Annotated in this window: 19 protein-coding genes, 1 tRNA gene, 1 pseudogene and 1 other annotated feature; of the genes and pseudogenes, 7 read left to right on the top strand and 14 right to left on the bottom strand. The window is 43.8% G+C overall.

What is annotated here, in order from left to right; all coding sequences use genetic code 11:
• The first annotated feature begins 92 nt into the window (after positions 1 to 92).
• The gene (locus tag HXY43_RS18925; RefSeq protein ID WP_290886030.1) at positions 93 to 1289 is read left to right on the top strand and encodes a sugar MFS transporter; all 1197 of its coding nucleotides are present in this window, start codon (positions 93 to 95) and stop codon (positions 1287 to 1289) included.
• A 10-nt stretch (positions 1290 to 1299) separates the two neighbouring features.
• Here the strand turns inward: HXY43_RS18925 and HXY43_RS18920 are convergent, their stop codons facing one another.
• The 4 genes from HXY43_RS18920 to HXY43_RS18905 all read right to left on the bottom strand — a co-directional run bounded on the left by HXY43_RS18920 (position 1300) and on the right by HXY43_RS18905 (position 4332).
• Positions 1300 to 1905 (bottom strand): protoglobin domain-containing protein, encoded by a 606-nt coding sequence (locus tag HXY43_RS18920; RefSeq protein ID WP_290886027.1) that lies wholly within the window; start codon positions 1903 to 1905, stop codon positions 1300 to 1302.
• Between the two features lie 166 nt (positions 1906 to 2071).
• Complete coding sequence (locus HXY43_RS18915) at positions 2072 to 3016, bottom strand: pentapeptide repeat-containing protein (RefSeq protein ID WP_026736551.1); 945 nt, start codon at positions 3014 to 3016, stop codon at positions 2072 to 2074.
• Between the two features lie 61 nt (positions 3017 to 3077).
• Complete coding sequence (locus HXY43_RS18910) at positions 3078 to 3443, bottom strand: Rieske 2Fe-2S domain-containing protein (RefSeq protein ID WP_026736552.1); 366 nt, start codon at positions 3441 to 3443, stop codon at positions 3078 to 3080.
• A 211-nt stretch (positions 3444 to 3654) separates the two neighbouring features.
• Positions 3655 to 4332, bottom strand: a complete 678-nt coding sequence (locus tag HXY43_RS18905) for a ferritin-like domain-containing protein (RefSeq protein ID WP_026736553.1) — start codon at positions 4330 to 4332, stop codon at positions 3655 to 3657.
• 378 nt (positions 4333 to 4710) lie between these two features.
• On the opposite strand from HXY43_RS18905, the gene HXY43_RS18900 reads away from it, so the two are divergent.
• The 3 genes from HXY43_RS18900 to HXY43_RS18890 all read left to right on the top strand — a co-directional run bounded on the left by HXY43_RS18900 (position 4711) and on the right by HXY43_RS18890 (position 8791).
• Positions 4711 to 5139 (top strand): Fur family transcriptional regulator, encoded by a 429-nt coding sequence (locus tag HXY43_RS18900; RefSeq protein ID WP_290886021.1) that lies wholly within the window; start codon positions 4711 to 4713, stop codon positions 5137 to 5139.
• 357 nt (positions 5140 to 5496) lie between these two features.
• Positions 5497 to 8148 (top strand): CHAT domain-containing protein, encoded by a 2652-nt coding sequence (locus HXY43_RS18895; RefSeq protein WP_290886018.1) that lies wholly within the window; start codon positions 5497 to 5499, stop codon positions 8146 to 8148.
• Positions 8149 to 8410: 262 nt separating this feature from the next.
• Positions 8411 to 8791 carry a hypothetical protein gene (locus HXY43_RS18890; RefSeq protein ID WP_290886049.1) on the top strand — a complete coding sequence of 127 codons (381 nt, stop codon included), beginning with the start codon at positions 8411 to 8413 and terminating at the stop codon, positions 8789 to 8791.
• Positions 8792 to 8944: 153 nt separating this feature from the next.
• On the opposite strand, the gene rplL is transcribed toward HXY43_RS18890, so the two are convergent.
• From rplL to rplS, 8 genes are all read right to left on the bottom strand, one after another.
• Positions 8945 to 9340 carry a 50S ribosomal protein L7/L12 gene (gene rplL / locus HXY43_RS18885; RefSeq protein ID WP_026736572.1) on the bottom strand — a complete coding sequence of 132 codons (396 nt, stop codon included), beginning with the start codon at positions 9338 to 9340 and terminating at the stop codon, positions 8945 to 8947.
• Positions 9341 to 9416: 76 nt separating this feature from the next.
• Entirely contained in the window at positions 9417 to 9959 is a 543-nt protein-coding gene (gene rplJ / locus HXY43_RS18880) for a 50S ribosomal protein L10 (protein ID WP_290886013.1), read from the bottom strand.
• Between the two features lie 90 nt (positions 9960 to 10049).
• Positions 10050 to 10239: a sequence feature (ribosomal protein L10 leader region), on the bottom strand.
• Positions 10240 to 10336: 97 nt separating this feature from the next.
• Positions 10337 to 11050: a 50S ribosomal protein L1 gene (gene rplA, locus HXY43_RS18875; protein ID WP_026736575.1), complete on the bottom strand. Its 714-nt coding sequence runs from the start codon at positions 11048 to 11050 to the stop codon at positions 10337 to 10339.
• Positions 11051 to 11179: 129 nt separating this feature from the next.
• On the bottom strand, positions 11180 to 11605 hold the full coding sequence (rplK, locus tag HXY43_RS18870) for a 50S ribosomal protein L11 (RefSeq protein ID WP_026736576.1): 426 nt from the start codon (positions 11603 to 11605) through the stop codon (positions 11180 to 11182).
• Between the two features lie 6 nt (positions 11606 to 11611).
• Positions 11612 to 12247 carry a transcription termination/antitermination protein NusG gene (gene nusG, locus HXY43_RS18865; RefSeq protein ID WP_026736577.1) on the bottom strand — a complete coding sequence of 212 codons (636 nt, stop codon included), beginning with the start codon at positions 12245 to 12247 and terminating at the stop codon, positions 11612 to 11614.
• Positions 12244 to 12468, bottom strand: a complete 225-nt coding sequence (gene secE / locus HXY43_RS18860) for a preprotein translocase subunit SecE (protein ID WP_290886005.1) — start codon at positions 12466 to 12468, stop codon at positions 12244 to 12246. The genes nusG and secE overlap by 4 nt, the downstream gene beginning before the upstream one ends.
• 191 nt (positions 12469 to 12659) lie before the next feature.
• Positions 12660 to 12732, bottom strand: a tRNA-Trp gene (locus tag HXY43_RS18855).
• Between the two features lie 147 nt (positions 12733 to 12879).
• Positions 12880 to 13242, bottom strand: coding sequence for a 50S ribosomal protein L19 (gene rplS, locus HXY43_RS18850; RefSeq protein ID WP_290886003.1), 363 nt, complete (start codon positions 13240 to 13242; stop codon positions 12880 to 12882).
• A gap of 143 nt (positions 13243 to 13385) precedes the next feature.
• On the opposite strand from rplS, the gene HXY43_RS18845 reads away from it, so the two are divergent.
• The 3 genes from HXY43_RS18845 to HXY43_RS18835 all read left to right on the top strand — a co-directional run bounded on the left by HXY43_RS18845 (position 13386) and on the right by HXY43_RS18835 (position 17034).
• On the top strand, positions 13386 to 14354 hold the full coding sequence (locus HXY43_RS18845; RefSeq protein ID WP_290886000.1) for a glycosyltransferase family 2 protein: 969 nt from the start codon (positions 13386 to 13388) through the stop codon (positions 14352 to 14354).
• Between the two features lie 48 nt (positions 14355 to 14402).
• Positions 14403 to 15467, top strand: coding sequence for a glycosyltransferase family 4 protein (locus tag HXY43_RS18840; protein WP_290885997.1), 1065 nt, complete (start codon positions 14403 to 14405; stop codon positions 15465 to 15467).
• 199 nt (positions 15468 to 15666) lie between these two features.
• On the top strand, positions 15667 to 17034 hold the full coding sequence (locus HXY43_RS18835) for a PrsW family glutamic-type intramembrane protease (RefSeq protein WP_290885994.1): 1368 nt from the start codon (positions 15667 to 15669) through the stop codon (positions 17032 to 17034).
• Positions 17035 to 17051: 17 nt separating this feature from the next.
• On the opposite strand, the gene HXY43_RS18830 is transcribed toward HXY43_RS18835, so the two are convergent.
• Together HXY43_RS18830 and HXY43_RS18825 are read right to left on the bottom strand one after the other, a co-directional pair.
• On the bottom strand, positions 17052 to 17630 hold the full coding sequence (locus HXY43_RS18830) for a Uma2 family endonuclease (RefSeq protein WP_290885991.1): 579 nt from the start codon (positions 17628 to 17630) through the stop codon (positions 17052 to 17054).
• Between the two features lie 41 nt (positions 17631 to 17671).
• Positions 17672 to 17890: pseudogene (locus tag HXY43_RS18825) on the bottom strand (efflux RND transporter permease subunit); the annotation flags it as partial.
• Positions 17891 to 18003 lie beyond the last annotated feature (113 nt).

The raw sequence follows: 18003 nt of genomic DNA, 5'->3' as shown, positions 1-18003 counted from the left end.
TTACTTAGTACAAGAGCATTGCACACACAACAGGATGATGTCGCCCAAGTGCTGTCATTCCTAAAATAAGTAGGACGAGCAACATCAGCATTATGTCGTCCAAATTGCGATCGCGTTTAAACAATCGAGCCTGGATTGGAGTCGCTTTATCTTTCTATGCTTTTATTGCAATTGGCATCGCTGAGGGAGGCTTGGGTGTTTTAATCCCCTCGATTCAGGCAACATTCAATCTGACTTCTGCAACCATTACCTTACTTTTTCTCAGCCAAGTTTCTGGCTATGTATTTGCTGCACTGACTAGCAGTCTGATCGGTAGCCGGATTGGGTTGGCGCGAATGTTATTGCTGGCGTCTTTTTGCCTCACTTGCGCCCTCATTACTTACGCTCTTTCTCCCTACTGGTTATTAATGGTTACAGCAGGTACATTCCTCGGTTTGGGAATAGGCTTGATTGATGCTGGTATTAATACTTACATTGCCAACCATCAAGGTAATGCCGACTTAATGGGTTTACTGCACGCTTTTTACGGGATTGGCGCATTGCTAGGGCCGGCTGTTGCCACAACCCTGCTAGCAATGAACGTAAATTGGCGAGGTGTTTATTTGGCGATCGCTACCATTGTTGGTTTGACAGTGCTGGGGATGCTCTGGGCAGTTGTGTATAACTACAGACCACTTACCAAGCGGACTAGTATTATGGACACAAGTGCTACGGCAAACCTGCGTATAGCCTTGAGAACACCTACAGTATTGATCGCAGGATTGTTATTGCTAGTATACGTAGGGGCAGAGGCTTCAGTTGGTAACTGGGCTTACAGCGTCCAGACACTGAGCCGAGGCACACCGGAAATACTTGCAGGTTACAGCGTCAGCGCCTATTGGCTGGGACTAACTTTGGGACGTTTAGCTACGGGGCGTGTGGTCAAGTATCTCGGTGCCATCCGTACTTTAGATAGTGCTTTGCTGTTACTAGGGGTAGGTTTAATCGCTTGGTGGTTGCTACCCAGACAATTACTGAGTTTACCAATAATTGGCTTTGCTTTAGCTCCCATCTTCCCACTAACAATTTGGTTAATGCCGCAACGCATACCTACTGCAATTGTGCCAGCGGGAATTGGTTTTATGACCAGCGTTGCTAGTTTGGGGGCTGCGGGAATTCCCGCCGGGGTTGGTGCTGTTGCTGCCCGTGCTGGTTTGGGAATTATTCCAGTTTTGATGATTCCTTTAGTAGCGATCGTGGTGGTTTTGCACCGTTGGTTGGTAGAGCGATCGCCACTAAACAGGAGTTGACAAAACTTTTCTAGAAGTCGCCATCCTTCACATAAGGATAACACCACAGACTCACTTGCAGGACTACCGACTTAAACCAGGCTTGAAACATCTTATCTACCTCGTCAGGACTGTGACCTTTCTTGGCAAGGAAGGGCTTAATTGTCGCTGTCATTGGGTAGATAAAGGCAACCAGGTAGCGGAAGTTAATGATTGGCACAGATTGAACTTGATCGGTTTGGTTCTTCTTTGTTCGATGATGACGCAAACCGATCTCAAACTGATAATTTAGCCAATCTTGATCGTATGGACGGTTGCAGGTATCTAGAATCCACTGCTCAAAACGCTTGCGAACAGCAGCTAAATATTCAGTGTTGGGATGGCGCTGACCATTGACACTAGTGAAGTAATAGAGCAGATGCTCATGAGAGCCTACAAAATTATACCACACATCCAATATGTCACTGGTTTGATCGGCCAAAACTTCACCTGCCTGACGCAGATACTTTTCATCCTCCTCAGTAAATAGAACTGTTTGCTTGAGGAGTTGCAGATCCTCCATACTGATAGGTGCAGTAGCAACAGCTGGGGTCTTGAAACTATATCCAGGGATACTCTCTTGTTGCGTGCTGTGCATTGTCATGACCTCCATGAACAGTTGATTGAGTTAAAATTAAGCAGAAACGAAGTACAACATTGCACCAATTCGTAACGAAATTAAATTTAGAAAAACTCTGCGTCCCTCTGCGGTTACTCTGCGCCCCTCTGCGTTTAAAAAATTACGCAAAGCTGTTAAGCTTAACTCACAAGCGGACTGTTCCATCAGGCATTGTTACCCAACTCAGGTCTACGTGATTCATCTTGACTTGACCCAGCTTTGCCTCAGCTAAGTCTGCACCGCGCAAGATTGCTGAATCCAGATCTACGTCTGTGAGAATTGCCCGGCGCAGGTATGCTCCACTCAGGTTTGCACCATCCAAGCGTGCCCAACTTAGATCTGCCTCAGTTAAGTTTGCCTTAGTCAGTTCTGCCTGTTCCAAGTTTGCCCCGCGCAGACCAGTCAAAATCAATTTCGCTTCAATTAAATTTGCTTTGTGCAAATTTACTCCAGTTAGATTCGCTCCACTCAAATTTACCCGACTGAGGTTTGCTTCACTCAAGTTGGCACCCTCCAGATTTGCCCGACTTAAGTCTGCCCCTGTGAGGTTTGCTTTAGTGAGTTCTACAAACTCCAGATTTGCTCCGCGCAAGTCTGCCAGAATCAGTTTTGTCTCAATCAGAGTTGCCCTATTAAGGTTTGCCTCGGTTAGATTTGTCTCACTCAAGTTTGCTTTGCTCAGCTTTGCTCCCCTTAAGTTTGCTCGACTTAAGTTTCCCCCACTAATATTCGCTTCATCCAGATTTGCCCTACTCAGGTCAGCCTGACACAAAATCGCTTTCTTTAAAGCAGCTCTCCACAAAATAACCCCATTTAGATCTGCATTGGTTAGGTTTGCCTCATATAAGTCTGCCCCAATCAAATGCGCTCCATTTAGACGTGTTCCATTTAGGTTAGCTTGCTTCAGAACTACTCCATTTAGATCTGCCCCGACTAGGTTTGTTCCACTTAGGTCTACTTCACACAAGATTGCCTTTTTCAGAACTATCCCACTTAGATCTACTTCCCGCAGGTATGCTCCACTTAGATCTGCGGTATGAAAATCTCTTTCTCCTACTGCATAACGCCTCAGGAGGTCTTCGGCGTTCATATGATTTGCCTCTCAACGTTACCTCTGGGCTTGTAGACTTCCACCCCAGATCGGCTATTTCCTACCCTAGCTCACAGCTTTCCGGCACGCCCACCTGCACTTGTTCATTGACTACTCGCACAGGATAGGTACGTAGGGGGGAAACCTGCTCACGTAGTTTGGGGAGAGCATTTAGCGGGTAGATACGTTTGGGGTAGAGATTTTCCCCTGTACGGATATCATACTGAAAATGATGCCAAGGGCAATCCACTACTCCTTGCCAGACCTTACCTCCCGCTAGTGGCAAGTTCTGGTGTCCGCACAGACCCTGTAAGGCGTAGAACTCTCCTTGGTCATTCACAAGCAGAATCAAGCATGACCCCACCTCTACCATAAGTGTATGTCCTGGTGGAAGCTCCTCAACCCTTGCCACTGTTACATAGCACACAACTTCTTACTCCAACATAACTGCTTCCTCATGCCAAGTGTCTTTCTGAGAGGAAGAGGACAAGGAGAGGGGGAAATGGGGGCTATGAGGAAGTGGGAGAAGATGCGGCGACGTGGAGAGTGTTTGAGCTAAATTTTCCGTGTCCCTGTGTCTCCGTGTTATCTTGTCTCCTTGTCCAAACTTTGTTTGTACGAATGTTAGCTACATGGTATCACTTGCCGTTATGTCCGTTAGGCACTACCAAGAAGCGGGAGGTGTAGGGTGATTCACCTGGCGCAGACCGACGGAAGTGCCCAGAGGGGCCTTCACCTAGAAACTCGCTAAACCAAGCTTCGTGCTCTATCTCTTCATTCAAGATAGCTAGGGACAGTTCATAGGTGCGATGGTCTTTGCCAAAGGTCATGTTGCAGATGTCGGTATAAACCCGGATCGCACAGCGCTCAGCTTCTACCAATACCTGTAGCATTGGTCTAATATCACCTTGTTCGACTCCCTGCTTAACCTCTGAGACTGCTTCCTTTGCCTCCTCAGTTCCGCCACCGGTAAAGCCAACTCGCGCAGAGGAAGTTTCACTGCCACGACCACGTTCTGGCAGGTAAGCATCAGGACAAGCAGCTACATTAGAGAAGTCACGGATATCTCGCGGCAACTCGCCCCCTAACTCGTAGATACGCGGAACTAAAGCCTCGAAGTGATTGCGGTCTTCTAGTCGAGCATCCTCAATAATTTCCTTCAATCCCTCACCTTCAAAGCCAATAGCATTGGCTCGTAGGATTGTGTAATAGTAGTACGTTGTAAACTCTGCTGCTGCTGCCCGGACTAGCTTTTCCACGAGTTCTTTCACATCTATCCCGGCCTGCTCCACCATCTGCATTGCAACTTTAGCCATGGTGAACCTCCTTATTTTTTCAAAGTCCGTTTTTAAACGAAATTAATTAAACTACTGACGCGGTGAATATCATTTCCGTAACCCCTCTCCACACACTGTTCTCCTCAGAGTGGCAAACTCCAGGTTACATAGAAAAACTGTATGCTCTGGTTGTGCAACATCAGGTAGATCAACTTCTCCAAAATGTTGCCTATTTCAATTTTGTAAGAATCAAGTGGAAAGTATCATCAGTGTTTATAATTATTCATAGTCGATATGAGTATGGCTTTAATTTCAATCTGTTACATTACAACATAAACTCATACCAGATACGCATTGTGGGCTGATTTTGTGTAACATATAACTATCCCTGGAAAATTACTCTAGGAGCTTAATCCTATGGCTCCTCAACCTAAATCATATGAGGATGCTCTAGAGTTTTGCCGTGAACGGGGAATGCGCTTAAGCAAGCAACGCCAGTTCATCCTTAAACTACTGTGGGATACTAATGAGCATCTAACTGCGGGCACTATTTACCATCGCCTGCGTCAACAAGGCAAGAAAATTGGTTATACATCGGTTTATCAAAATTTAGATATCTTGGTCAAGGCTGGGGCAATTGAGCGCATTGAAAAGGCAGAAGGTTGTCTTTACAGCCATCCCACCCTTTGCCATTCCCATGTGCACTGTGTGGATACTGGACAAGTCATTGATGTGATGGTAACGCTTCCTCAAGAGGTTATTGCTGCTGTAGAAGCGCAGGTTGGTTTTAAGGTCAGCGACTATCGGATTGAATTTTTTGCACATAAGCCCCAAAAAAGTATTTAAATACTAGTGGTCTATCGCATTAATTTTGCTGGGTTGGCAAGACAACTTTGAGGGGTCTGTCTTCTACGAGTTGAAATATAAGCAGGCTGGTATCATCCCCAGCTAATCTCTTTTGCTTAACATTTTAGACGCGCAGCGGTAAACCAGCGCGGTCTTGGGGAGGCGCGGGTGCGGAACCTGCGTCCGCACATAGAGCGCCGTGGTTCCCCCCATGAGCACCTGCCGTGGTTCCCCCCACTCGCTGTTGGTGGACCCGGAGGACTTTCCGCAGGGTAGGACGCAAAGAGCACGAAGGAAGTAAGCAAATTGTGAGATGATGTCAGCGTAGGCATCAGACCCAAGAATTAAAAGTTGCACATGGCATTAATTGGTTTTGGTAAGTTCAGGTCAATTCTGCAAAGACTTCTGATACCAAAGCGAATAGTTAAAGCTTCGGTTTCTAATGTATTATTATTTACTATATTTTTTTCTCTTACTATTATCCCCAGCACCTTCGCCAAACAGGTACAGAGACATTCAGCACACATCCAAACTAGTCAATCACCAGCAACAGCACAGCAACTTCTGGAGCAAGGAGAAGCTCTTTATCAAGCAGGACGCTTTGCGGAAGCAGTAACTGTTTTACAAGCAGCTAACCGCATTTACCAGCAAGAGCATAACCCATTTGGGCAAGCTACAGCACTGACTAACCTCTCCTTGGTATATCAACAACTTGGCTCGTGGACAGAAGCATCCAAGGCTATTAATACTAGCTTGAAGTTACTTGGCTGGGATGAGAAAAATCAAAAGTTAAATCTCAATGCTCAAAAACCAGAATGGCTAGAAGTTTTGGCGCAAACTCTAGATATTCAGGGAGGACTGCAACTGGCAGTTGGAAAAGCAGATGTATCTTTAGAAACTGCCAAACAAGCAGAGCAAATCTGGAAGCAATTAAACAATAATGCTGGAGTAACGCGCAGCCGCATTAACCAAGCACAAGCTCTGCGGGTTGCTGGTTTTTACCGCCGAGCCTTAAATATTTTGAAAGAAGTTTCTCAACAGTTGCAAAATGAACCTGATTCATCCATAAAGGCGGCTGCTTTGCGTTCTCTTGGTAATGCTCTGCAAAAATTAGGCGAACTAGAGCCTTCGTGGCAAACTTTGCAACAAAGCTTAAAAATATCCCAAAACCTGCAACTGACTCAAGAAATTGCTACAACGGCATTTAGCCTTGGTAATACTGCTAGATTACTAGGTAACACTAAAGACGCAATTTTTCACTATCAAAAAGCTGCCGAAATCGCGCCTAACCCCCTCACGAAAATTCAAGCCCAAATCAATTTACTCAGCTTGTTTGTAGATGATGAAAACATAGCAGCTGCGCAAGCGTTAATCCCGACAATTCAATCTGAACTTGCTAGTTTGCCTAGTAATCAAGCTGGTATCTATGCACGTATTAACTTTGCTCGGGCGATCGCTAAAATTAGTGACAAACAAAATGTCGCGCAAATTTTGGCAAGCAGCGTCCAACAAGCCAAAATTATCGCCGATAAACGTGCAGAATCTTATGCACTCGGCAGTTTAGGAGAATTATACGAGCAAAACAGTCAGTGGCAAGAAGCACAAAATCTCACAGAGCAAGCATTGAGTATTGCTCAGGAAATTTCTGCTTCAGACATTGCTTATCGTTGGGAATGGCAACTAGGACGCTTGCTGAAAATCCAGGGAAATAACCAAGCAGCCATAGCCGCTTACGATAGTGCTGTAGCAACTCTTGAATCTCTTCGCAGCGATTTAGCAATAGCAAACCGAGAGGTGCAGTTAAATTTTCGCGATCGCGTTGAACCTCTTTATCGGCAGTCAGTAGAACTGCTTTTACAACAGCAAGGCCCGGAAAAGCCAGATTTAGACAAAGCACGTCAACGCATCGAAGCTTTACAACTGGCAGAACTGGATAATTTTTTTCGGGAAGCTTGTTTAAATAACCAATTTGTTGTGCTTGACAAAGTAGTAGATCGAAATAATCCGAAAACAGCCATTTTCTATCCAATTATTTTAGACAACCAGTTAGAAGTTATCCTTAAACTTCCCAACCAACCGTTAATGCGTAAAACTTCTTTTGTTAACAGTAATGATGTAGAGCAAGCAATTGCAGAAATGCGAGAGGCAATAGTTCAACCTGATGCCAAGAAAAAATTTCAAACAGGCTCCCAACAGCTTTATAACTGGTTAATTAAACCAGTAGAAACAGACCTTAAAAATAGTGGAATTACTACTTTAGTATTTATCCCAGATGGGTCACTGCGAAATATCCCAATGGCTGCATTGTATGATGGTAAAGACTATTTAGTACAGCATTACGCCGTCGCAATTAGCCCAGGGTTGCAATTATTTACACCAAAACCTTTAAAACAGAAAAAATTAAACGTCCTTGCTGGGGGTTTGTCTCAACCACCTCAAAACGAAAATTTTGCACCACTTCCCAAAGTCAAAGATGAACTAGATTTAATTCAGAAGTTAGGCATAACAAAAACCATACTTCTAGATCAAAATTTTAAAAGTACGACCTTAGAGAAAAAGATTAACGCCCAGCCTTTTAGAGTAATTCACTTAGCAACTCACGGGAAATTTAGCTCTAAAGCTAAAGACACTTTCATCCTTGCAGCAGATAAGCGCATTTATGTGAGGGAATTTGATAGCTTGCTCAAAAGTAGAGAGCAAAATCGCACAGAACCAGTTGAACTACTTGTTCTCAGTGCTTGTGAAACAGCAGCAGGAGATAACCGTGCAGCATTGGGATTAGCAGGAGTTGCTATTCGAGCAGGAGCGCGGAGTACTCTAGCATCTTTATGGCAAATTGGTGATGACTCTACAGCTTTATTTATTGGTGAATTCTACAGTCAGTTAACAACTGGCAGAGTCACAATAGCAGAGGCTTTACGCCTTGCTCAATTAAAGTTACTGAATGCTTCTGAATATAATCGTCCTATGTACTGGGCACCCTATGTACTGGTTGGCAATTGGCTGTAGGTTATTGTCTACCCATAAAAATAATGTTGATCAATCCACGTGTTTTGCCGCATTGTATAAGAAGATTTTGATGTCTTCCTACAGAACACAAAATCTATCTATATTAATCTAGCTAATTATAGATTTTCTAGATAGCAGAATACGTATTTTGTTTGCTGTGGTCTTTATTTATTGAACGGGAAGTTTTCTCCCTAGGCATTTGATCTACATTTGAAGAGGGCGAGCCTCTTAGGAGGAGTTTTACTAACGCTGTTCATGGAGCATGGCAACACTGCTGAACGATCGCTATCAAGTTATCCAGGTACTGGGTGTTGGTGGCTTTAGCGAAACATTTTTGGCAGAAGATACTTATCTACCTTCTCGCCGTCGTTGTGTGATTAAGCAACTCAAGCCGATCACAAATGACCCAAAAATTTACCAAAAAATTCAACAACAAGAATCTTATATTTGTCGCACTCAAGAAAAAAATAGAAATCAGAAGCGGCACAGTAATTTCTGGATAGGTTTATATGGTCAAAATTGGATAGTTGCTTGGCACTCATGCCAAGCATGGGTTGAGGAACTGGTCGGTTCCATTCGCAATAAACAGGCATATTATGAGCGAGGTTTAAAGGCTATGAAGCTTATACAGCAAGCACTTTAACTTGCTTGTCGCCCCTTGAACTTGAAGACAATCACGGACTCCTAGTAGTTTCTGGGCAACAAAGCTGATTATACTCTGATGAGAGTCATAAAAGAGCGTTAAAAAAAGAGCCTGACTGAGGCTCCTTTTAAAAAATTGGCAATCAAATTTTGACTACTTCACAGTTACCTTACCGCCAGCTTCTTCTATACGCTTCTTAGCGTCTTCAGCAGCTTCCTTGGCAATAGCTTCCTTAACTGGCTTGGGTGCAGATTCTACCAAGTCTTTTGCTTCTTTGAGACCCAAACCGGTCAATTCCCGTACTATCTTCAGTACAGCAATCTTCTTATCAGCTGGGACAGATTCGAGAATCACGTCAAATTCGGTCTTCTCTTCTACGGGTTCAGCAGCAGCAGGTGCAGCACCAGGTGCAGCCATCATCATCATGCCACCAGCGGGCGCAGCAGCACTAACGCCGAAAGCTTCTTCAATTTGCTTCACCAACTCAGCTGCTTCCAGCAAAGTCAGAGATTTTAATTTTTCCAAAATTTCATCAGTTGCAGTAGACATCGATATAACTCCTGTAATGTGAATTTGTTGACAGTTATTAGTTAGTAGTTGGTTTTTAACCACTATCCACTATCCACTAACCACTAACTTCTTCGCCTTTTTCTTTATCGGCATATGCCTGCAAAGCACGAGCCAGTGAACCGGGAACCTCGTTGATACCGAAGGCAATCTTGGTAGCCAAGGCGTTGATTGCTCCGGCAATTTGCGCCATGAGTTGTTCTTTGGATGGCAAATCGCCCAGCGCCTTGACATCCGGTTCTTTCAACAGGCGACCTTCCATTACGCCGCCGCGAAGTTCCGTCTTCTTAGTGGCTTTCTGGAAATCTTGGTAAGCCTTAATTGCAGCCGAGAAATCCTCTTGAACTAGCAAAAAGGCGGAAGAACCCTTGAGCAATTCCGACATGGGTTGCCATTTTTCATCATCTTGAATGGCAATACCCATCAGAGTATTTTTTGTGACTTTGCAAGCAGTACCAGTCGGACGCAGTCGTCGCCGCAAATCTGTGATTTCAGCAACCGTTAGCCCTTGGTAGTCAATCACTAGTGCTAATTGCGACTGACTTAAAGATTCTTTGAGTTCAGCAACAATTGCTTTTTTATCTTCTATGGTTCTGCCCATACTTGTTTCACCTCCTTTAAAGTTTTTTGTTAGTAGTTGGTAGTTAGTAGTTAGTTGTTTACCACTAACTACTATCCACTAACTACTAACCATCAAAACAACAAACCCCAGCTGCGAAAGCCGGGGTTTAGCTTGAAGGTTAGGTTTTTAAACCACCTTACTCTTGATGCCAGAATACCTACACTAAATAGGGGTAGAGTTTCAAGCAATTCAAGTGCAAACCTCGGCAGGGTATTAAGCCAATGGCACCTGCTGTCTCCGGCTTTGCTATTTAATTGGGGATCGGGGATTAGGAATCGGGGATAGGGAATTTGTGTATTTTAGGTACTAGGGATCAGAATTTTTGGGAAAATTTTCTCCCCTATCCCTTATCACCTTTATGCTGCTGTTAATTTGAGATCGCGTAAGGCGTTGATATCGACTTTAATCGATGGCCCCATTGTGGCTGACACATACACTGTACGCCAGTAACGACCTTTAGCTCCCGAAGGACGGTTGCGATCAATTGTTTCTTGCAAGGCCTTTAAGTTGACCAGCAAATCTTCCGGCGAAAATGACGCCTTACCAAACATAACATGGACGATACCGGTGCGATCGGCGCGGAATTCTAATTTACCAGCTTTGAATTCTGCGATCGCACTTGCTAGGTCAAATGTCACCGTCCCACCTTTGGGTGATGGCATCAAACCGCGAGGGCCAAGCAATTTACCAAGCTTTGCTACTTGCGGCATTACATCCGGTGTAGCAATCAGCTTGTCAAAGTCCATTCTGCCTTTTTGAATTTCGTCTATCAACTCTTCTGAGCCAACGACATCAGCACCTGCGTTGGTTGCTTCTGTGACTTTTTCCCCTCTGGCTATTACTGCCACCCGCACTGTTTGTCCTGTACCTTTGGGCAGTACTACCGTTGTTCGCAGTTGTTGGTCAGTGTATTTTGGATCAATTCCTAACCGAATATGTGCTTCAGCTGCTTCAGGAAACTTTGCTGTTGCCGTCTCTTTTAAAAGACTTAAAGCATCTAGGGGATCATACTCCCTATCTTCAACTTTTGCTAACAGCGCCTGCAAACGGCGCGATACTTTTTTTGTCATTTTTCTCTCCTGGGGTCGTTAGCGAGGTTTATTCTCTCCCCCGATAAAGTTTTGCTTGTTGTTGGTTGTTGATTGTTGGTTGGTTATTTTCTTACTACTAACCACTAACTACTAACTACTAACCACCAATTAATCTGTTACAGTTACACCCATATTTTTGGCAGTGCCTGCAATAATTTTCATTGCCGCTTCAATATCATTGGCATTGAGGTCAGGCATTTTAGTTTGAGCTATTTGCCGCAGTTGCTCCTGCGTAATCGATCCAACTTTCTTTTTGTTGGGTTCGCTGGAGCCTTTGTCTATTTTCGCTGCTTTGGTAATTAGTACCGATGCCGGTGGAGTCTTCAGTACAAAAGTAAAACTCCGGTCTTCATAGACCGAAATTTCTACTGGTATCACCGTGCCAGCTTGGTCTGCTGTTTTGGCGTTGTACTCTTTGCAGAACATCATGATATTGACGCCGTGCTGACCCAAGGCGGGCCCCACTGGCGGTGCTGGGTTGGCTTTCCCAGCATTTAGGGCCAGTTTAATGACCGCTACTACTTTTTTCGCCATTTGTGATTAGCTCTGTTTCTGAACCTGATTAAATTCCAATTCTACTGGTGTGTCTCGGCCAAAAATCGAAAGCAAGGCTTTGAGCTTACTCCGTTCTGGGCTGACTTCAATCACCTCGCCCTCAAAGTCCTTAAACGGACCAGAAAGCACGACTATCTTATCACCACTAGCCATGTCAATTTTGACAATTGGCTCTTGTTCGCTGGTCTGCTTGAAGATTCTTTCGACTTCTGTATGACTCAGCGGTACTGGCTTGACGTGACCGCGACCTTTGCCGCTGCCACGTTTTTGCTCTGCTCCCACGAAATTAATCACGTGGGAAGTATTCCGCACTACTTGCCAAGTATCATCATCCATGAACATCTTGACAAGCACATAGCCAGGGAAGACTTTTTCTTCTGTGTGCTGGCGACTGCCATCCTTACGGATTTTCACTGCTGGCGTGTGCGGAATCTCCACCTGAAGAATTTTATCAGCCACATCAAAGCTTTGGATGCGCTGTTCTAAGTTTGTTTTAACACGCTTTTCGCAGCCAGAGGCTACTTGTACTGCATACCAGCGAGCTTCTGATGTTGCCGCTGTGTCTAAGCCGTCTTCTGGCTGCAAAGCCAAATTGTGTCCTTCGTCTGTTGCAGAAGTCATCCGAACACCTGTTGTGCTGCCCAAGTAAAGAATTTATCGACCAAGAAAATCAAAGATGCGGAGAGTGACACCATTAACAATACAGCTGCTGATTCACTCACTAGCTGTTTCCGACTTGGCCAAACCACTTTTTCAAACTCTTCTTTGATTCCCTGAAAGAAGTTTGCCAAGCTAAACCCATTGTTGGTTTCTTGTATTTCGGCTTCATTTTTTTTGGCCACGGTCGCTTGCTCCCCCCATTGCCTATATAGCTACTACCTGCTAATTTTCATCGATAACTACAGCTTCGACTCAAACTTTGAGTTGCTTGAAAGAAAAAGCTGCAAATATAACAATTATACCCGAAATCAAATTTGCAAGCTGCATTTTTGGCAACAGTTGCATTTGTTTCGGGTTATTATCTTACTGACAGCGCGCCCTGGAGGACTTGAACCCCCGACATCAGGTTTTGGAGACCTGCGTTCTACCAACTGAACTAAGAGCGCACAAGCTGTCTTTGATTCAGTTATTATGTTGAACTTTAGCTAGTTTAACACAATTTGGTGTTTATTGTTAACTTTAATTTTGTTCTAGGAGATTAGCGGCTGATGCCGCTTTATGTTTGAGTCTTTCTCCCATACTCTACTTATCTATCACAAGGCACGGTCAAAGCGTTGCTTAATCCGGGTAGCTTTGCCAACGCGGTTGCGTAGATAATAAAGTTTAGCACGCCGTACTTTACCACGACGTATGACTTTGATGCTGTCAATTCGGGGTGAGTGAAGAAGAAACACTCGCTCGACGCCGACGCCTTGAAATACACGGCGGACTGTAATTGTTTCATTAATACCGCCATTGCGTTTAGCAATCACAACTCCTTCGTAGGGTTGTACGCGGTACTTATCTCCTTCCTTGATTTTTACTCCGACTTTCACAGTGTCGCCCACATATATTTGGGGCAGATCCGATTTTAGCTGTTCCGCTTCAATAGAGCGGATGATCTCTTGAGCGTTCATAAGTCAATAAAAAACTCACAATCATCAATAATAAATCTACAACCGTCTTTCAGTCTACTAAATTCTAACTGATGACGTTTCCGGTAGTTTTGTCGTCAAATAGAAGATGTATTTAAGAAGGGCGTGCCACGGGTGTGAGTGTTATGAAATTTAGCGTCGTCATTACGACCTACAACCGCTTAAATCTGCTCAAAAGAGCGATTAACTCTGCTTTGAACCAGACAATTACAACTGAAGTGGTTGTTGCCGATGATTGTTCTTCTGATGGCACGCAAGAGTATGTAAATAGTTTAGCCCAAAAGCTATCACTAAGTAGAGACTATCGTCTTGTCTATCATCGCAATGAGGTTAACTCTGGTCATTCGGCAACTGTAAATGCCGGGATTGTGAGGGCTAGCGGTGACTGGATTAAATTTTTGGATGATGATGACTATCTTGCTCCCAATTGTCTCGAAGAAATGGCAAGGGCGATCGCACTTCATCCCCAAGCTGCCCTCTGTTCCTGCATAGCTGCCCAGGTGAATGAACAAGAAGTTGAACTGTATCGCACGCCGCAAATAGGCCCCGGCTTAGCTTTTTACATCCCACAAGCTGACATTCACTATGGTATGCTGCTAGAGCTTCTTCCCTTTGGCACGCCCGTACAAGTTGCTTGCCGTCGTGATGTGTTTTTGCAAACCGGCGGTTGGGATTCTAAATTTGATGCTAACTGTGATGATATTGATTCTTGGATTCACATTGCTAAGTTTGGCGATGCGATTTTCCTCAATCAGTGCCTTGCTTACCGAACCATGTGGCAAGGAGCTTACAATTACAAGTTTTCTCTATCTCGACGCTTAGATGCGAATATCTTAATGAAGGAGAAGATTTACGCTTTCGTTGATGAAAAGCACCGCTTCCACGTCCCTGAGTTGGAGGATATTAAAAATTATTTAAAATTACATTGGTCTATAGTAGCTATTAAGCAAAGAAACTTCCAGAATTTGATTAATATATTATTTCCCTCTATATTTTCCTGGAAAGCTTGGCAGCTTTTGTTTAATGCTGCTTTAGCGCGTCGCTTCACTCACCATAACACTCATATTCGTAAATGCGTGTTGATTGAGTTATAATTTTCAACTTAGTTTGTGTATAAAAATCTATTTATCTATTTATTGATTATGCGAATAATACATATCTTAAATGAAGTTCAAGAAATCGGTAACGGTATTGTAAATGTAGCTGTGGATCTTGCTTGTTTACAAGCAAAAAGCGGTCATGAGGTAGCGGTACTTTCAGGTGGTGGAGAATACGAAACATTATTGGCAAATTATGGCGTCAAACACTACCAACTCGATCAGACAAGGAAACCGATCAATCTAATCAAAGCGGCTAGAAGTTATCAGGCAATTGTGCAAGAATTTCAGCCAGATATGGTTCATGCCCATATGATGACGGGAGTAGTATTAGCAGCTCTACTCAGAAAAAAAGGTGGGTATGGTTTAGTTTCCACAGTCCACAACGAATTTCAACGATCCAGTATATTTATGGGTTTAGCTGACCGAGTAATTGCTGTCAGCAAAGCAGTTGCCGAGGCGATGACGCGGCGCGGTATATCCCAAGCAAAGTTGCGAGTGATATGCAATGGTACTCTTGGCAGTCCCCGCAGCCGTCCACTACAAGAATATGAACCCTTACATTTGCAACGCCCAGCGATCGCCACTGTGGCAGGAATGTATCATCGTAAGGGTATTACCGAGTTAATTGCAGCTTTTGAACAAATAGGCTCAGATTTTCCCGAAGCACATTTATATATAGTAGGAAACGGGCCCGATCGCCATGAGTTTGAGGCACAGGCAAGTCAAACTGCCGTCAGTTCGCGCATTCATTTTGAAGGCTTTCAACCTCAACCCCAGCGTTATTTGTTAGCTTGTGACATATTTGTCCTCGCTTCTCATCGCGAACCCTTCGGTTTGGTACTTTCAGAAGCCCGCGAAGCAGGTTGCGCTATTATTGCCACAGATGTAGATGGCATTCCCGAAGCACTGGACAATGGAAAAGCCGGTCTTTTAGTACCAGCAAAAGATAGCAATGCCCTAGCAGCAGCACTAGTACAATTATTGAACGATCCCAATACGCTACAAGAGTGGAAAGCAAAGGCACATCAAAATCTAGAATGGTTGAATGTTGACCGCGTTCATCAAGAAACACTGGCAGTGTATCGAGAGTTATTTCCTGAGAGATAATAACGACACTCCAACAAAAATCATTAATTTTTACGCGTGAAAACCCAATCCCCAATCCCCCATCCCCAATCCCCAATCTCCAATCCCCAATCTCCAGTCCCTTTTAAAAACTAACTATATTTTTTCCGGTTATTCTGTAAATAATTACTATTTTGTATGTAATGTTAATTACTTTTAACTGGGCAAGGGAGTTGCCTTAATGAGTAATGCATTTCTGCGCTTGATTTCCGGTAGCGAAGAATACTCTTACTCGCTACTGACTGCTGGTGAGGTTGTATTGGGGCGCGATCCCAACAGTTGTCAAATTGTCCTAGATTCCAACCATTATGGGATGGTTTCGCGCCGTCATGCGACTATTCGCCCATCCAAAACGCCAGATGGTAGAACCAGCTTTATACTTTACGATCTCAGTAGTGCAAATGGAACGTATTTAAACGGACAGCTTTTACAGGGTTGTCAGGAATTACACGTAGGCGATCGCATTACTCTCGGCAATAAAGGGCCGGAATTTTTATTTGAATATCAGTACCAGTATAAGTACAATTCTCAATCACTAGGAATAACACAGCCAGCCTCTACACCAACTCCAGCAGCAGTAAACTCTTCGGCATCATCTTTTAGCACGAATGAGCATACTAGCTTGTCGCTGTTGATACCGCTTTTGTCTTCACCGACAGATTTAACTCGCAAAGCCTACCTAGTACCAGGAATGATCACCGTAGTATTCGTGGTACTGCTATTTTTTGCTCAAGGTTTTTCATATCAAATATTACTGGGAGCTTACCTAGCTAGTGCTAGCTTGTATGTTATATACCAATTGTGCGGCAAACCCAAGCCTTGGTGGGTACTAGCTTCTTCTGCTCTCACTACTATGACGATTTTAGCTAGTCCTGTACTTAATATATTGATATTGGTATTTCGCGGCATTTTACCGGGAAGCGTACCAGAAGATACCAGTAGCATCAGCTTTCCAGAGTTGTTTATTCGCTACTTTATTGGTGCAGGGATGCTGGAAGAATTGCTAAAAGCTTTACCTATAATTGGATTTTATCTGTTGGGAAAGTCTCTGAGATCTTCAAGAAGGGAACGTATTGGTGTTTGGGAACCCCTAGATGGAATTTTACTAGGATCGGCTTCTGCGGCTGGCTTCACCTTGTTTGAAACACTAGGTCAATACGTGCCTGGTAGAATCGCAGAAGTGGCCCAAGAAATGGGAACGGAAGCAGGTTTCGGCGCAGGGTTGCAGTTGCTGATTCCGCGCATTTTAGGTGAAGTAGCAGGACATATGGCTTGGAGTGGTTGGTTGGGATATTGTATAGGCTTAAGCATCCTCAAGCCGCGTCTAGCTTCGCGAATTCTGCCAATAGGTTATTTTAGCGCCGCCGGACTCCACGGTTTGTGGAACAGCTGCGCGGGACTTGCAGACTCTCTGGGAGTTTTTGTCTTAGGGTTATTAGTGGTAATAGGAGGAATATCTTACACCCTGTTGGCAACAGCAATTTTAAAAGCCCGGGCTTTATCACCAACGCGATCGCAAAATTTCGCTACTCGTTTTTTTCAGAAATGACTAGAACTTTGCTAAAACTATTCCCACATAGATTGTAAATTTAAAACAAATCCAGGCAAAATATCTTCTCCCGATAAGCTACCAGGAAACTCTAACACTTCTACTAGTTTTCCTTGCCGATAAATTTCGACGCAGCCAGTTTTCCTATCAATTAACCAGCCGAGTTTTACCCCCGAGTCCATATATTCTTGCATCTTCTGTTGCGTTTCTTTCAAGCTATCGCTAGGCGACATTAACTCTAAAACAAAATCGGGAGCAATAGGAGGAAATTTTTCTCTTTGTTCAAGAGTGAGTGCATTCCATCTATCCTGTTTTATCCAAGCAACATCGGGAGAACGATCTGCACCATTAGGAAGTTTAAAGCAAGTTGAGGAATCGAATACTTCACCAAGTTTAGTTTGGCGATTCCAAATGACAAAATCAGCTGTGACAAGTGCATTACGTTTGCCAGTTTCTCCCCCTGTGGGTGCCATTACTATTAACTCTCCCGAAGCATTGCGCTCAAACTTGATATCAGGATTATCCCGACAAAGTTGATAAAATTGATCGTCGGTTAATTTAATGATGTTGTTGAAGTTGAGAGTAATAGCAGTCATAGTATTTTGACATTATCAATACAGCTAGCTGTACTTTCAGTTTAGATTTTCCTAAACATACCCAACTGCATTAATATACGCTTCGCCCATTTCCACGACACAACATCATGTAGCAGAGTATAAAAACAGGGAATAATAAACAGCGTTAACAGCGTTGCCAAAGACAATCCCGAAAACACTACAATACCCAACGGTTGTAAAAATTCTGAGCCTTCCCCAATTCCCAAAGCTAAGGGGAACATGCCTAAAACCGTGGTAACTCAGATCTTGCACCTGGAAACTTGAATGTCAATTCCTTGACTAAGTGCTAGTTCTCTAAGGCGTTCAATATGTTGTAAAAGAAGCAACATCACCAAGTGTGGAAGTATTGTTT

Origin of the sequence: Fischerella sp. (genome assembly GCF_013388695.1) — a bacterium.
Taxonomy (GTDB): Bacteria; Cyanobacteriota; Cyanobacteriia; order Cyanobacteriales; family Nostocaceae; genus PCC9605.
Note: the sequence above shows the minus strand (reverse complement) of the source record. Positions and strands in the feature narration are given on the sequence as shown.